Here is a 14,106-nt window from a genome sequence, read left to right as displayed (position 1 = left end):
CAGGAGATTCAAACAGTTGCGCCGACGTGGGTTTCTGTTCCAAGAGCCAGCAGCCAGTGTTAGTTAATCAATCAACGACTTCTTCGACCTCCACGTCGACGGTGTCGGGAAGTTCGTCGATGAGGACGATGGCTTCACCTCCGATAGCGTGTGTTCCATCGTCGGTGTAGACATCGGTGGTGAGCCTAAACCGGTCTTTACCGAGGTCTTCGATGACCTCACAGACCGCTGTGACGCGACTGCCGATTTCGACGGGAGCGTGGAAGGAGAGGTCCTGAGAGAGGTAGACCGTCAGACCCGGGAGTCGGGCGAGCGTGGCACTGATAAGCCCTGCCACGAGTGTCCCGTGAACGATACGTCTCCCGAACCGGGTTTGTTCGGCGTACTCGTCGTTGAGGTGGAGGCGGTTCGTGTCGCCACTGCTAGCCGCAAATCGCTCGACGTCTTCCTCGCTTATCGTCTTGGTAAACTCCGCGACGTCGCCGACGACAATGTGACCACGGGTGATACACCGGCACTCGAATTCCCACCCAGGCTCTTCGAACGCCGTCTCAGGGTGAACCGAGTACTTCACCTCCTGTCTCGACTCTGAGGACGGGTCCGGGCGGGAGATTCGTGGTAAGTAATACGAGAGGTCCACAGCAGCAAGCATCCCGACGAGTTCGTCGCCGTCAGTGACGGGAAGGTGCTCAATCCGCTCCGCTCGGAGTAGCTTCGCAGCCTCCGTGATATCCGCGTCATATTCGATGGTGACGAGCGGATCGGACATGAAATCGGAAACGGACGTAGCGTCGAGGTCGCCACCAGTGGCGAGAAGTTTGGTGAGGTCGAACTCGGTGACGATACCGATGGGCGAACTACCACGACACACGACGAGCGAGCCGATTTCGTTCTTGAACAGTCGGACAGCGACTTCGCGGGCCGTTATATCCGGTGTGGTCGTCTTCACACTGGTGGTCATGACCTCAGACACGGGGATGGAGATCAACATGATATTCTAGAGTGGTCGAACGGTTATTCCATTTGTGGTGACTTGTAAGGAGACCGCAATTCGGAACGGTGTCGAACCTGTGATTGGTATATCTGTCCGAGGTTCGGTCTACCGGTGTATCTGTCAGGGGGCTTACTCCAGTATGCGTCCGTGGATATCCATCTCGCCATTCCGAATCCGGGTGCTGCTAATTCGGGACCCATCTTCGGCGACGACGAATGGCGGGGTGTGGATTTCGAGCGGTCCAAGGCCAGCATCCACGCGTTGCTGATTGAGTTCGTACGCCCGGCGCTGGGCTTTCGCCTCCGGCGAAACGACAAGCGCATCTATCTCCTCACGTGTTGCAGCAGGGCCGCGAGTGTCCTCCAACTGAATGATTTCGTAGGAAGCAGTATAGGCATCGTCCATGCGGTCGAGTTCGGCATCGAGGTTTTCACGCCGTTCCTCGAAAGAGCCGAGCATGTTGGCGTGCGTTGGGTCACTCCGTGTTTGTGTGGCGAGGGGAGTCGAGGTGAGCCCAACGATAACGTGTCCGTCTCCACCCCCGTCGTGGCTGGCCGTCTGAAACGCCTTATGCAAGAGTGCGCGATGGCCGTTATGGATTGGTGTGAACGTGCCGCCAAGGAGCGCAGTCCGTTCGGATTGTTCCATACGTTTCCAATAGTCATCAATCCCTGTATGTATACGGGTTGGCTATGAAGCCGGGAACGGTTACGAACGGACATACCATTCGGACGGTGTTCTTACCCAGTATGGTCCTCGACTGTATCAAAACAGGAGGAATACAGGTTCGATTCTGATTCGCTGGGAGCCACGATGAACAGTTAATTTGCTCGGCGTTGAATCTTTACCATGGGTACCATCCTATTGGCCACCGATGGGAGCGAGTACGCGCGGCAGGCGGCCAAGCGGGCCATCGAATTCGCGGAAGAGCAGGGAGAAACGCTCCACGTCATCTGCGTCGTGGACCAGCGACGCTTCGACAGCCCTGCTCTCAGTTCGGCGGAACTGGCGACCATCTACGCAGAAGACAACGCCGCGCTATGCGTTAAAGAGGTGGCGGAAATGGCAGAAGGAAGCAACGTGCGCGTCGAAGGGGACTCCAAACACGGAATTCCCCATGAAGTCATTCTCGACTACGCTGATGAGGTAGACGCAGATGTCATCTTCATCGGGGAACACGGCGATCATAAAGGACACTTCTCGGGAGTCGGACGAAAGGTCCTCAAGGAGAGTGAGGAGGAAGTCCGAGTTGTCGGAGTCGAAAGCTAACGGCAAGCAAGAAACCGGAAGAGACGGTGGTCGTAGTATACAGGATTAAATCCTCGCTCGAGATAATATAGTTCATGACAGATGATGGGCGTTCGAGGGTCAAAACACCCCTCGAAGTTTTTCTCTCAGTCCAGCAGGCGGTGCTCGAGACGGCCACTGATGGAATCCGAAAGGCGGCCGTCATCCCAAATGGTCTCAAGGGCACCGCGTCCACCAAGGTCGGACAGACACCGAGTGAAGTCGTCTACACGGAGAATAAGCTCGAATTGCTCCGCTACGAGCCGCTCACTGAACACCAACATCCGGTGCCGGTTCTCATCGTCTACGCCCTCATCAACCGACCCTATATCCTCGACCTCCAGTCGGACCGGTCTATCGTCCGCCGGTTGCTAGAAGCTGGCCACGACGTGTACCTCATCGATTGGCACGAGCCATCACGACTCGACCGGTATCTCGGACTCCAAGATTACGTCAATCGCTACATCGACAACTGCGTCGATGAAGTGCGTGAGCGTTCCGGCCGGGACGCTATCAACGTCTTCGGATACTGCATGGGCGGTACCATGTCGACCATCTACGCCGCACTGCATCCGGAGAAAGTGAACGCGCTTGCCGTGATGGCCACCGGATTGTGCTTCGAAGACACCGGCGGCGTCCTCGAATTATGGGGAGACGAGAAGTACTACGACCCGCGGGTGGTGACCGACACGTACGGGAACGTACCTAGCGAATTCCTCGCTGCCGGGTTTGACTTGATGGACCCTGTGTCCAACAACGTCACAAAGTATGTGCATCTCTACGACCACCTCGAAAACGAGGATTTCGTTAAGAACTTCGCCAGGATGGAGCGGTGGCTCACCGATGGCGTCGACATGGCCGGAAAGGTCTACGCCGAATTTATCGAGGACATCTATCAGAACAATCTCCTGTACGAGAACGAACTGACCATCGGCGGCGAGCACGTCGACAGTACGAACATCGACATGCCACTCCTACAGATTCTCGGTGAACGCGACCATCTCGTTCTACCGGAGGCGAGCAAACCGTTCAACGACGTTGTCGCCTCCGATGACGTGACAACCATCGAGTACCCGAGTGGGCACGTCGGCCTCGCGATGTCTAACGGGGTTCACCGGGACGTCTGGCCCGAAGTCGCAGAATGGTTCCTCGAACAGTCCGAACACCCGATGCTTGCAGATATCATCGGCCAAGGTGTCGAGAAAGCGCTCGGCATCGACGTTGAAACCGACGTCACGGTGGGGGATGTAGACGAAATAGAGATCGGCATCGGAGACGAAAACAGCGAAATCGCGCGCGCCGTGGTTCGACGCGATGCGACGGCTATTGAGACATTCCTCGAGGACGTTCTCGATATCGAAGTCGGTCTGGATAGCGGACCGACTGGAATTGCTGTCAAGGTCAAGACGGACGAGGGTATCAAAACAACAGTCTTCGAAGATATCGGTGAGGCAATTCGGACCGAGGTCGAGGAGGCAGTCGAACACGTCGATGTTGCTGCGTCGTACGAACTCGAAGACGTCGAGGGTATTGGGCCGACGTATGCCGAGCGGCTTCGCTCCGCGGGAATCGATTCGGTTTCCGAACTCGCTATCTCCGAAAGTGCACACATCGCGGAAGTCGCCAAAACCAGCGAGAAACTGGCTGGGGGCTGGATCGGGCGGGCGCAGAAATTAGTCGGAGCAGAGGAATCCGTTAACGTTGGTAGAAAGAACCCCACCGGAGTGGACCGACAGCAGGGTACAGAAGATGACTGACCTTAGTCCCCGTCCCGTATGAGTAACCCGAAAGACCTGCTAGTGTAGAACCACCTCGACTGGCGTTCGCCCACCGAGGATTCGACGTTACGGAACAGCTTTGTCTTGCTATCTATTGCAGCATATAATCAAGACTACATGGAATCGAGGGTTGACAGTAACTCTCCTGGGAACGTCCTGTGAGCCACTTATCCGGCGCGTCAGTACACTGCTCCAAAACAAAACTCACGCTTCAGAACCAGCTAGTCGTGGACGGTTTTGGAAGGATTGAACCGAGATAGATAAGTATCCCACACCGATCAACTTGATTAAGATTAGCGACATGGTATTAAGGCTAACGGACCTACTCTTGGAAGAGGCATCCGGTAGATAACGCTACCAGATCAGTATGATCCCAGAAAACTCGCTGCAGGCGCTGCTAATTGAAGATAACCCGGGAGATGCACGTCTCATTACACATTATCTCGAGAAGAACTCACTTCCGGGGGACGCAGAAGAGTTGGAGCTGACACACGTCGAAAATCTGACTGAGGGTCTCGAACATCTTGAGGAGAATGCGTATGATTTCGTACTTCTGGACCTCGGTCTGCCCGAAAGCAGGGGCCTTGATACGCTCGACCGGGTTCTCTCGCATTCGCCAGAGCTCCCCGTAATCGTGCTGACGGGACTCGACGACCGTGAAGTGGCAAGTGAGGCGATTATGTCTGGTGCACAAGACTACCTCCCGAAAGACGACCTCAACAGCACCCAACTGCTTCGGTCGCTACAATATGCAATCGAACGGAAAAAGCGCGAGGAGGAACTTACGGCGTTAAACCGAATTAATGCGCTTATTCGAGATATTAACAAGGCACTCCTCACGGCGACGACCCGCGCCGAAATCGAACAAGCCGCCTGTGAACGGTTCGTCGCGACCGATCCGTATAAATTCGCCATAGTCGGTGAGTTCTCGTCCGACTTCGAGCAGTTCACAGAGAGACACTGGGAAAGTGTCGACAATCACGACCTCGAGGATGTGATGGAGTCCGAAGGCCAACTACTCGGACAGCAACCAGCTGCGGAAGCCATCGAGACGCACGAAGTACAGGTCATCGAAAACATCACTGAAGAACTACTATCTGAATCGGAAGAGGAGGAAACGGCCGAACCCAAATTCGAGTCCGTCGCTGCCATCCCGCTCGTGTTCGAAATGTCCGTCGCCGCCATCCCGCTTGAGTTCGGAACCGTTCATGGTGTGCTCGTCGTCTACACCGACCGTTCACACGCATTCGACGAGCAAGAACGCGAAGTGCTCGGAGAACTTGGCCAGACCATCGGATACGCCATGACCGCCCTCAAAGGACAGATAGGGGGAGCGGAACCGCGCGCCGATTCACCGCGCGACTCGGTGGATGACACACGTGAAGAAGAATCGGACAATTTCCATCCTGGATTTTACTGATAGATAGAGCGTACTAATCAGGACGAGAGCGTTAGTAGCTCAGTCGCCGCCGCGTGCCTCTCGGCCGAGGTGCGTTTCGACCATGTCGACTTTCTCCTCGACGTCGAGCGACTGCTCGCGGAAGTGGTCAATCTTGAGGTTGGTGAGCGTGCGCGTTGCGTCGAGCGCCTCCGTCGCCGCCTGCGCCGCGGCGAAGACCGCACTCAAATCGTCAGCCTCAATCGTGGTTTCCATCGGATGGGTTTCGTACTTGACGTCGAAGTCCTCCAGAGCGTCGATCGCCTTTGCGATCTCGGCCTCGAAGTCGACGTCGGGGTCATCAAGGGGAGCCACACTCAACATTGCGGTGACGGTCATACGTCACACAGGATATTCATCGAGGATATAACTTGGTATTGTCGTGCGCTCACCTCAGGCACTGGGTGCGGACTTTGTAGCTGTTGGAGTGATTGATGCGGACTTTGTAGCTGTTGGGTGACACGGATACCGGTGAACACGAACCAAGCACCGAGTGAGAACGGCCAGTCTTATTCCCTGAAGGGGTCAACAGGTCAGCATGCCAGCTGAGGAGCGGGAACGGGCAGAGCGATATTTCAGGTACGCCGTCGAGCGTCACTGGAGTCCATACGAAATCGACCTGGCTGCCGACCGGGAGATGGCTATCGAACTCAGTCGGAGTGCATTTACACAGTTGCGCGCGACCGTCGCGATGTTCGGTGCGGGCGAAGAGAACGTAACCGAGGACCTGGTCCCGCTGGCCGCATCAGTGACTGAGGAAAGCGACCAGCGATTCGTTGCGAGTCACATCTACGAGGAGGCCAAGCACGCCGCCTTTTTCGACCGCTACTGGACCGAAGTAATTAGACCGGCCGAGGATGCCAGAGGGACGAATCCGACCGCACCGACAGCAGACCGGTGGTTCACCGACGCCTACGAGGAGCTATTCAGTCGGACGGAAACAGCAATGAACCGGCTGCTAGATGCCGATACGCCCACGAACCGCGCCAAGGCGTACTGTCACTATCACCTGACCATTGAGGGCGTTCTGGGACAGACGGGCTTCCACGCCATGGACGCAACCTTCAGCCCGGAGACCGATGGGCCGTCGCTTCCGGGGCTCGTGGAAGGAATAACTCACGTGCGACAGGACGAGGGCCGACACGTGGGGTATGGGATGGACCGACTCGCCGAGCTTCTGCAACGGACAACAGTCGAGCGCTCGCTTGCGGAGGAGACCGTCGCTACGCTTGCAGACCCAGTTGACGCTGTCGTCGAGAAGATGGGCTGGAAACGCCTTCCCGGTCCCGACAGCGACGACCTCGTCGCATTCGCCGCCCAGAAGCGCCGCGACCGACTGGAACAACTGCCCGATAGAAGTACCCCCGGACAGGAGGTCGAAAGCCGATGATGCGAGGCGTCGAAGTCTCCGAGTACGGCGACAGTGCAGTCCTGACGCCGACCGACCTACCAGAGCCTACGCCGAGTGCAGACGAAGTCAGCATCGACGTTGCTGCCGCCGGCGTCAACTTCGCCGACATCGAACAGCGCCGAGGAAACTATCCCAATGGACCGTCGCCGCCGTTCGTCCCCGGTTTGGAAGTCGCTGGCACCGTCACTGCCGCCCCGGCGGAGAGTGACTTTGTAGTCGGTGACCGGGTTGCTGCGCTCACGTCGAGCGGCGGGTACGCGGAACTGGCGACAGCACCAGTCGAGCGGACGTTTAGGATACCCGAGTCGCTCTCGTGGGCTGAGGCGACTGCACTGCCGGTTCAGGGACTGACCGCCCACAACGTCCTCCACGAGTGGGGTAATCTGTCGTCCGGAGAGCGAGTGCTGGTCCACGCCGGAGCGGGCGGCGTCGGCTCGCTCGCCGTCCAGTTAGCCGACGCGGCCGGGGCGACCGTGTTTGCCACCGCGAGTACCTCGGAGAAACGTGAACTCACCAGAGACCTCGGTGCCGATCACGCCATCGACTACACGGAAGCGGACGTGGCAGATGCCGTGCTGTCCCGGACCGACGGCACTGGTGTCGACCTCGTCATCGACGGCGTCGGTGGCGACGCCTTCGCCGCCAGCGTCGAGGCACTCGCACCAGTCGGGCGAATCGTCACGTTCGGGATGGCAAGCGGGTCGGTTCCGACCGTAGCGACACCGCGCCTGTTCTTTGCAAACCAGTCAGTCATCGGCTATCATCTCACGCACGCCCTCGACCACGTTCCCGAGCGTGTGCTCGGGGCAGTCCCCTCGCTAACCGACCACCTCGAATCCGGCCGAGTCGAAGTCGTCGTCGACCGAACGGTCTCGCTGGAAGAGCCACAACAGGCCCACGATGCCCTCGCCAACCGCGAAACCGTCGGAAAAGTCGTTCTCAAACCGTGAGCGTACAGTCGGGACCATAACCCGACGAGAACCGCGGGATTTCACGGTCCGACGGAAACCGTGATGATTTTTACCACAGTTAGAGAAGTGGGACACATGGCTGAAACCCAGGACATCGCAAATCGAGTTGAAAATATTATCGCAGAGCGGCTTCGCGTCGATTCGGACGCTTTTGACGATGAGACACCGTTCGACGGCGAGACGCTCGATGCCGATTCGCTCGACCTTGTCGAAATCGCCGAGGCCATCGAAGCCGACATCGGGGTACACATTCCGGACGAGGACCTCGAAGGCCTGGAGACAGTTGGCGAGTTCGTAACGTACGTCGCAGAACACGCCTGAGATGGACCGAAATGTCGTCGTGACCGGCCTCGGGCAGGTGACCGCGCTCGGAGAGACCGCCCAAAGCACGTGGGACGGGCTTCTCGACGAGCGGAGCGGTGCAGCCCCGATAACCCGGTTCGACCCCGACGAGGCCGACGTTCGGGCCAGCGTCGCCTGCGAGGTCGGAACGGACCCGTCAGATGTGACGCCTGACGACCGTATCGACGACCGGAAGATGGGTCGGTACACCCAATTCGCCGTCGCCGCTGCCGCCGAGGCGCTCGAAGACGCCGGGTTCGACCCTGTCTCACCTGATTGGACTCCCGAACGGGCAGGCACCAGCATCGGCTCTGGACTGGCCGGACTCTCGGAAATCGAAGCCGCGGCCGGTTCCCGCCCATCGCCATCCTTCCTCGTGAGCGCGCTGACAAACCTCGCAGCCGGACACGTCAGTATGTGTGTCGGCGCGAAGGGGCCGAACCGCGCGCCGGGAACGGCGTGTTCGGCGGGTACGCACGCCATCGCGGCGGCAGCCGACGATATCCGTCGTGGACGGGCGGATGTCGTCATCGCCGGTGGAACTGAGGCCTCGATATCACCGCTGGGTGTCGGGAGTTTCGACGCGATGCGGGCGCTCAGTACGCGCCACGACGACCCTACTGCGGTGAGTCGCCCGTTCGACGCCGACCGAGACGGACTGGTCCTCGCCGAGGGGTGCGGTATCGTCGTACTGGAGTCACGAGACCACGCTCGCGAGCGCGGAGCGAACCCGTACGCGACTATTACGGGCGCTGCCAGAACTGCTGACGCACACCACGTCACGCGCCCGGCCGAATCGGGAGATGGACTCCGTCGCTGCATCGAAAACGCGCTGGAAGACGCCGACCGAGAGCCGACTGCTGTCGACCACGTCAACGCACACGCGACGAGTACGCGTCTCGGTGATGCCCGCGAGGCTGATGCGCTCAACGCAGTATTCGAGACGGAGGTGCCGCCGACAACGAGCGTCAAGGGCCACCTCGGCCATGCACTCGGGGCCGCCGGTGCCATCGAAGCCGTTGTCGTCGCACAGACCATCGCCGAGGGAACGATTCCACCGACGAGTAACTACGAGACGCCTGACCCGGACTGTGACCTGCCGGTGGTCGCCGAACCACGCGAGATGAACGTCGACGTCGCCGTCAGCACGTCGGCTGGATTCGGCGGAACGAACGGCGCGCTCGTCTTCGAGCGTCCGTAATCATGTCCGGAGAGAACCCCAAACGACCCGAAGAAGAACCCGAACTGCCGAGAGAAGAACCCGACCCCGCCAGCAATGTCGGCCCCGTAGTTAGCCACGGCGTCGATGTGGTGGCTATCGACCGCATTGGCGACCTCCTTTCGGAGTTCGGTGATTCGTTCCGCGACCGGGTTTTCACGCCGGCCGAGCAGGCGTATTGCGAGGCTCAGGGCGACCCATCGCAGCATTACGCCGCCCGCTGGGCAGCCAAAGAAGCGTTCCTGAAGACGCTGAGAAAATCCTCACCCGGCGTACCGACCGCCGCCATCGAGGTCGACCGCCGAGCGGACGGGCCCCGGTTGTCACTGGACCCCGTCGCATCCGACGCCCTCGATGCAATGCTTGCCAAACGGGATGTTTCACCCGAAACTGTCGATATCGACGTAAGTCTGAGCCACGACCAGACTGCGGGTTATGCCATCGGGTCGGTGACTATCGTAGGGACAGCAAAACGAGACGACTGAGCGACCAATTTTATACAGATCACCAACATGTCCACTGACAACACACCAACGACGCTCGACGGAACGGCGTTCCTCTTCCCCGGACAGGGAAGCCAAGCCGTCGGCATGGGACGAGCATTCTACGACGATTGGCCCGAGACGCGCGCAATGTTCGACCGCCTCGACGCCGCGTTAGACATCGACCTGACGGGGTTGTGTTTCGACGGAACCGCGGAGGCGATACAACAGCCGAGTATCACCCAGCCACTACTGCTGGCGACCGGCCTTGCCGTCTACAAAGGTGTCACGGCTCGCTTCACTGTCGAACCAACGTACGTCGCCGGCCATAGTCTCGGCCACTTTACCGCGCTGTCAGCCGCGGGTGCGATGGACCCCGCAGCGACGGTCCAACTCACTCACCAGCGGGGGAAGTGTATGGAGCAGGCGGCGACCGCCGACGGCCCGGGAACGATGGTGGCGGTGCTACTAGCCGACCAAGACGAAGTCACACAAGCGTGTGCTACCCGTGACGATGTCGGTGTCGCCCTGTACAACGCGCCGAGACAGACAGTCATCAGCGGCACCACTGAGGGAGTAACGTCGGTACAGGAGACACTCAACGAGCAGGCGACCACGACCGCTCGGTTCCACGAACTCGACGTTGGGGCGGCGTTCCACTCGCCGGTGATGGCAACAGCGGTCGACTGTGTCGAACAGGCGATGGGCGAAGTAACACTTCGCGAAGCCGAGATTCCGGTTGTCTCTGACGTGAGCGGCGAGATATACACAGAGCCGAGCGTTGCGCGGCAGGACCTGACGAACCAGATTACGTCGGCAGTCGACTGGGTCCGTGTCGTCGAGCAACTCCGTGCACAGGGCATCGAGCGGTTCGTCGAGTTCCCGCCGACCGGCGTTCTGTCGGCGCTCGTCGAGCGAATCGCACCGGATGCCGACTGTCTCACGCTCGAAACGCCCGCGGACGCTCGGGAGGTATTCGCGTGACCCACGACGACCTCAGCGGCGAGGTGGCAGTCGTCACCGGCGGGACGCGAGGTATCGGTCGTGCAGTGGCGGAGCGACTCGCCGAACGGGGTGCGACCGTCGTCGCAACGTACCACAGTGACGAAACAGCCGCCGAACAGACAGCGAACGCACTGGATGCACACCCTGCCGAGACCACCGTCGAACAGTTCGATGTGGCCGACTACGATGCGGTGGCAGCGGCGTTTGAGACCATCGTCGAGCGGTACGGCCACCCGACAATTCTCGTGAACAACGCCGGAACGATGGACAACGGCCTGTTGCTGCGGATGACACCCGAACAGTGGCAGCGTGTCATCGACGTCAACCTCTCGGGCACGTTCTACTGTACCCGGGAAGCAGCCAGACAGATGCTGCGGAGCGACAAGCGAGGTGGCCGCATCGTCAACGTTGCGAGCGTCGCCGCCCAGCGCGGATGGGCCGGGCAAGCGAATTACGCTGCAAGCAAGGCCGGCGTCCTCGGTCTCACTCGTGCAGCGGCCCGCGAACTCGGCGGAAAAGACATTCGCGTCAATGCCGTCGCACCCGGCTACACTGATACAGACATGCTAGACGCGTCACTGGCCGACGAGTCGGCTGTCGAGACGGATACCGCGAGCGGCCGCGTTGCGACGCCCGAAGAAGTTGCTGACGTCATCTGCTTTTTGGCCAGTGACACCGCGTCGTACGTCAATGGCGAAGTTGTGCGCGTCGACGACGGACTCGTCTTATAATGAGTCGCTGTCGTTGGGTCGCGTCTCGATAAACAGAGAAAACGGGTCACTGACTCGCCTCGAAGACCGGGTGACCCCACACCGCCATGTCCGCAGTAATGAGCGAGCTCACGAGTCAGCGACATCTTGAAGGCCATCTCGCGTGAGGTGCGAAGCCAACCACGCTCGTGCTCTGGCTTCATCATTATGCAGTAGATCATATTATCGTACGCAGAAAGATTGTGTGCGGACGGAACTGGAAGCAGCGACGCAGACCTATTCAATCAATGGCGTCGCATCGGCCCACAACTGCTGAAATTGCCGTTCGAATTCGGCGACGACAGTGGAGTCTTTTACGCCGACGACTCCCAGTCGGTCTGCAGGCGACTGTGGATGCGGTATATCGACTGTCGTCACCGCTTGGTCGATAACGTCGAACGAAACTGGAATCTCCGGAAGCACTCTGACTGCGACGTCCGCTGGTTTCGATTCCACCAACTCCGGGAACGTATCCGGAAGTCCGCGTAGAACCTCGTCACTGAGAACGAGCGAGACGCTGAGGTCCGTCTGTGCGCCGTCGAAGAACGCCTCGAACTCCCGCTGGAGCGTCTCCCACGATGCACGTTCGTACGGTGGTCCGACGGCCGCATGTACGGAATCCGTTGCAGTACGCATGTGCTGTTGAAGCGCGGTGCTCATCTCGTCGCTGCTGAGAGCGCCGAGCCAAACACTACCGTCGGCTGGAGTCGTCGGGAGCAAATTTGAGCGAACTGTTTCGGCCACGTTCCGATACCGAGCCAATTCCTGTTGTAGCTCATACGTGCGTTCCGAGAGGAGTCGGTCAACGGCTGTCTCTGGCTCGACGGCGGTGTACTTCGTAGGCTCAGTTGACTGGCTTTGAATCACTGCCCGCGATTCGAGACCGTTGAGGACATCGTAAATCCGACCCTTCGGAACATCGCTGGCAGTCGATAGCTCAGCCGCCGTAGCTGTCCCGGTCACGAGGAGCGCCCGATAGACCTTCTCTTCGTAACTGGAGAAACCCAGCTCACCCAACGCTGTCATAGTGGATTGTCTCCCCGCATTTCGTAAAAATATGTATCAACAGAGGTGAACAACGAACCACAAGTGGGGACCGATTTCAGTAACGCCATATTTGACGTGACAGGATCGATTGGTATGCATCCATACGTGTTGCTCGCTGGGGCAATCGTCTCTGAACTACTCGGAACGACGTCCCTCAAACTCTCCGAGGGGTTCTCGCAACCACTTCCGAGTCTCGGCGTCGTCATCGGCTACGGGGCGGCATTCTATCTCGTATCGCTGACGCTGGAAGAACTTCCAATCGGTGTCGTGTACGGGACGTGGGCCGCACTGGGCATCGTCGGCGTGGCTGGAATCGGAATTGTGGTTTTCGACGAACCGATAGATATGGCTGGTGTTGTCGGTATGCTCCTGATTATCGTCGGCGTGTACTGCGTCAACGTTCTCTCCGGGATGTCCGCTCATTAAGCACCGTTCTGTGCTGCTCTGCTCTGTTTTGTCCCAACACACTATCCAGACGCCGACCCCGATACGCGTACAGATGATAGAAAATTTATAAACCTTCATTGATATTATTTGCGTATGGCAGGTAGATTCAGTCGCGGCCTCCAAGTCGTCGATGACAGCATCGACGTCTTCCGTGACAACCCACGCTTAGCCCTCCTCCCCTTCCTTAGCCTCCTTGCTACGGGGAGCGCATTCCTCGTCGTACTCGGTGTCGCCCTCCGATACGGAGTCATCGAGTCCGTACTTGGAAACGACCTTCTCAGGTACGCGGGTATCTTCGTCGCTATCTCGGTCTCTTCGAGCGTTGGGACGTTCTTCAACGCCGCCGTCGTCCACTGCGCATCTCGATATTTCGACGGCGAAGAGACATCAGTCCGTGACGGACTCGCCGCAGCCTGGCGCGTTCGACGGAAGATTGCCCTCTGGTCAGTTACCGCTGCGACCCTCGGGACCGTCCTCTACATCATCGACGAGAAGTTCGGCGTGTTCGGGTCGCTTGCCCGAACACTATTCGACCTTGCCTGGGGACTCCTGACGTTCTTCATCGTTCCGGTAATCGTCCTCGAAGACACGGCAAGCCTGCGCACGCTCCTTCGAGAGAGTGGTGACGCATTCCGCGAGACGTGGGGCGAAAGCGTCTCCGCATCCCTCGGTATCTCGTTCGTGTTCCTCCCGGTCAGTCTCGTCGGAGTTGCTGGTCTCGCATGGGCGTATTTCCTCGGCAGCGGGGTGCTCACGTACGTCATCGGCGCAGTCGGATTCGTCGTCCTCGTCGGGTCGATGGTCGCCGCGCAGGTAGTTGGTGCAGTCGCTCGAACCGCACTGTATCGGTACGCTGCTAACGGAGAGAAGCTCGGTCCCTGCGTCGGTCGGGACCCCGAAACCGTCTTCCCCACGAAGTAGGGTCCGACTTCGATA

The 14,106-nt window shown here is 59.1% G+C and carries 16 protein-coding genes and 1 pseudogene; 13 read left to right on the top strand and 4 right to left on the bottom strand.

Going from position 1 to position 14,106, the window contains the following annotated elements; genetic code table 11:
* Positions 1-67: 67 nt before the first annotated feature.
* Entirely contained in the window at positions 68-961 is an 894-nt protein-coding gene (locus HFX_RS18730) for a CBS domain-containing protein (RefSeq protein WP_231513002.1), read from the bottom strand.
* A gap of 162 nt (positions 962-1,123) precedes the next feature.
* The gene (locus HFX_RS18725) at positions 1,124-1,642 is read right to left on the bottom strand and encodes a phosphopantetheine adenylyltransferase (protein WP_004060694.1); all 519 of its coding nucleotides are present in this window, start codon (positions 1,640-1,642) and stop codon (positions 1,124-1,126) included.
* Between the two features lie 201 nt (positions 1,643-1,843).
* On the opposite strand from HFX_RS18725, the gene HFX_RS18720 reads away from it, so the two are divergent.
* From HFX_RS18720 to HFX_RS18710, 4 genes and pseudogenes are all read left to right on the top strand, one after another.
* Complete coding sequence (locus HFX_RS18720) at positions 1,844-2,263, top strand: universal stress protein (RefSeq protein ID WP_004060695.1); 420 nt, start codon at positions 1,844-1,846, stop codon at positions 2,261-2,263.
* A 74-nt stretch (positions 2,264-2,337) separates the two neighbouring features.
* Complete coding sequence (gene phaC / locus HFX_RS18715) at positions 2,338-4,038, top strand: class III poly(R)-hydroxyalkanoic acid synthase subunit PhaC (RefSeq protein WP_004060696.1); 1,701 nt, start codon at positions 2,338-2,340, stop codon at positions 4,036-4,038.
* Positions 4,039-4,426: 388 nt separating this feature from the next.
* Positions 4,427-4,711 (top strand): annotated as a pseudogene (locus HFX_RS20425) (response regulator); the annotation flags it as partial.
* Between the two features lie 27 nt (positions 4,712-4,738).
* The gene (locus HFX_RS18710; RefSeq protein WP_231513011.1) at positions 4,739-5,479 is read left to right on the top strand and encodes a GAF domain-containing protein; all 741 of its coding nucleotides are present in this window, start codon (positions 4,739-4,741) and stop codon (positions 5,477-5,479) included.
* 39 nt (positions 5,480-5,518) lie between these two features.
* Here HFX_RS18710 and HFX_RS18705 read toward each other — a convergent pair whose 3' ends face one another.
* Entirely contained in the window at positions 5,519-5,836 is a 318-nt protein-coding gene (locus tag HFX_RS18705) for a thiamine-binding protein (RefSeq protein WP_004060698.1), read from the bottom strand.
* A gap of 199 nt (positions 5,837-6,035) precedes the next feature.
* On the opposite strand from HFX_RS18705, the gene HFX_RS18700 reads away from it, so the two are divergent.
* The 7 genes from HFX_RS18700 (at position 6,036) to HFX_RS18670 (ending at position 11,658) form a co-directional block, all read left to right on the top strand.
* The gene (locus HFX_RS18700) at positions 6,036-6,887 is read left to right on the top strand and encodes a ferritin family protein (RefSeq protein ID WP_004060699.1); all 852 of its coding nucleotides are present in this window, start codon (positions 6,036-6,038) and stop codon (positions 6,885-6,887) included.
* On the top strand, positions 6,887-7,858 hold the full coding sequence (locus tag HFX_RS18695) for a quinone oxidoreductase family protein (protein WP_014732847.1): 972 nt from the start codon (positions 6,887-6,889) through the stop codon (positions 7,856-7,858). The genes HFX_RS18700 and HFX_RS18695 overlap by 1 nt, the downstream gene beginning before the upstream one ends.
* A gap of 96 nt (positions 7,859-7,954) precedes the next feature.
* Complete coding sequence (locus tag HFX_RS18690) at positions 7,955-8,200, top strand: acyl carrier protein (protein WP_004060701.1); 246 nt, start codon at positions 7,955-7,957, stop codon at positions 8,198-8,200.
* 1 nt (position 8,201) lies between these two features.
* Entirely contained in the window at positions 8,202-9,422 is a 1,221-nt protein-coding gene (locus tag HFX_RS18685) for a beta-ketoacyl-[acyl-carrier-protein] synthase family protein (protein ID WP_004060702.1), read from the top strand.
* A 2-nt stretch (positions 9,423-9,424) separates the two neighbouring features.
* Positions 9,425-9,925, top strand: a complete 501-nt coding sequence (locus HFX_RS18680) for a holo-ACP synthase (RefSeq protein WP_004060703.1) — start codon at positions 9,425-9,427, stop codon at positions 9,923-9,925.
* Positions 9,926-9,952: 27 nt separating this feature from the next.
* Complete coding sequence (locus tag HFX_RS18675) at positions 9,953-10,906, top strand: ACP S-malonyltransferase (protein WP_004060704.1); 954 nt, start codon at positions 9,953-9,955, stop codon at positions 10,904-10,906.
* On the top strand, positions 10,903-11,658 hold the full coding sequence (locus HFX_RS18670; RefSeq protein WP_004060705.1) for an SDR family NAD(P)-dependent oxidoreductase: 756 nt from the start codon (positions 10,903-10,905) through the stop codon (positions 11,656-11,658). Before HFX_RS18675 ends, HFX_RS18670 begins: the two co-directional genes overlap by 4 nt.
* Before the next feature lie 255 nt (positions 11,659-11,913).
* Here HFX_RS18670 and HFX_RS18665 read toward each other — a convergent pair whose 3' ends face one another.
* Entirely contained in the window at positions 11,914-12,702 is a 789-nt protein-coding gene (locus HFX_RS18665; protein ID WP_004060706.1) for a TrmB family transcriptional regulator, read from the bottom strand.
* Positions 12,703-12,816: 114 nt separating this feature from the next.
* Between HFX_RS18665 and HFX_RS18660 the strand changes: the two genes are divergently transcribed.
* A complete protein-coding gene (locus tag HFX_RS18660) occupies positions 12,817-13,149 on the top strand; it encodes a DMT family transporter (protein WP_004060707.1) in 333 nt (110 codons plus the stop codon).
* Positions 13,150-13,263: 114 nt separating this feature from the next.
* Complete coding sequence (locus HFX_RS18655) at positions 13,264-14,091, top strand: DUF6159 family protein (RefSeq protein WP_014732845.1); 828 nt, start codon at positions 13,264-13,266, stop codon at positions 14,089-14,091.
* The last annotated feature ends 15 nt before the right edge of the window (positions 14,092-14,106 follow it).

Source organism: Haloferax mediterranei ATCC 33500, from assembly GCF_000306765.2.
GTDB classification, from domain to species: Archaea; Halobacteriota; Halobacteria; order Halobacteriales; family Haloferacaceae; genus Haloferax; species Haloferax mediterranei.
This window is presented reverse-complemented; position numbering and strand designations above follow the sequence as displayed.

Bases quoted from the DNA above. Each gene is read 5' to 3' on its own strand.
- HFX_RS18720 (WP_004060695.1), top strand. From the start codon at position 1,844: ATGGGTACCATCCTATTGGCCACCGATGGGAGCGAGTACGCGCGGCAG.
- HFX_RS18680 (WP_004060703.1), top strand. From the start codon at position 9,425: ATGTCCGGAGAGAACCCCAAACGACCCGAAGAAGAACCCGAACTGCCG.
- HFX_RS18660 (WP_004060707.1), top strand. From the start codon at position 12,817: ATGCATCCATACGTGTTGCTCGCTGGGGCAATCGTCTCTGAACTACTC.
- HFX_RS18705 (WP_004060698.1), bottom strand. From the start codon at position 5,836: ATGACCGTCACCGCAATGTTGAGTGTGGCTCCCCTTGATGACCCCGAC.
- HFX_RS18685 (WP_004060702.1), top strand. From the start codon at position 8,202: ATGGACCGAAATGTCGTCGTGACCGGCCTCGGGCAGGTGACCGCGCTC.
- HFX_RS18675 (WP_004060704.1), top strand. From the start codon at position 9,953: ATGTCCACTGACAACACACCAACGACGCTCGACGGAACGGCGTTCCTC.
- HFX_RS18695 (WP_014732847.1), top strand. From the start codon at position 6,887: ATGCGAGGCGTCGAAGTCTCCGAGTACGGCGACAGTGCAGTCCTGACG.
- HFX_RS18730 (WP_231513002.1), bottom strand. From the start codon at position 961: ATGACCACCAGTGTGAAGACGACCACACCGGATATAACGGCCCGCGAA.
- HFX_RS18665 (WP_004060706.1), bottom strand. From the start codon at position 12,702: ATGACAGCGTTGGGTGAGCTGGGTTTCTCCAGTTACGAAGAGAAGGTC.
- HFX_RS18690 (WP_004060701.1), top strand. From the start codon at position 7,955: ATGGCTGAAACCCAGGACATCGCAAATCGAGTTGAAAATATTATCGCA.
- HFX_RS18655 (WP_014732845.1), top strand. From the start codon at position 13,264: ATGGCAGGTAGATTCAGTCGCGGCCTCCAAGTCGTCGATGACAGCATC.
- HFX_RS18725 (WP_004060694.1), bottom strand. From the start codon at position 1,642: ATGGAACAATCCGAACGGACTGCGCTCCTTGGCGGCACGTTCACACCA.
- HFX_RS18700 (WP_004060699.1), top strand. From the start codon at position 6,036: ATGCCAGCTGAGGAGCGGGAACGGGCAGAGCGATATTTCAGGTACGCC.
- HFX_RS18710 (WP_231513011.1), top strand. From the start codon at position 4,739: ATGTCTGGTGCACAAGACTACCTCCCGAAAGACGACCTCAACAGCACC.
- phaC (WP_004060696.1), top strand. From the start codon at position 2,338: ATGACAGATGATGGGCGTTCGAGGGTCAAAACACCCCTCGAAGTTTTT.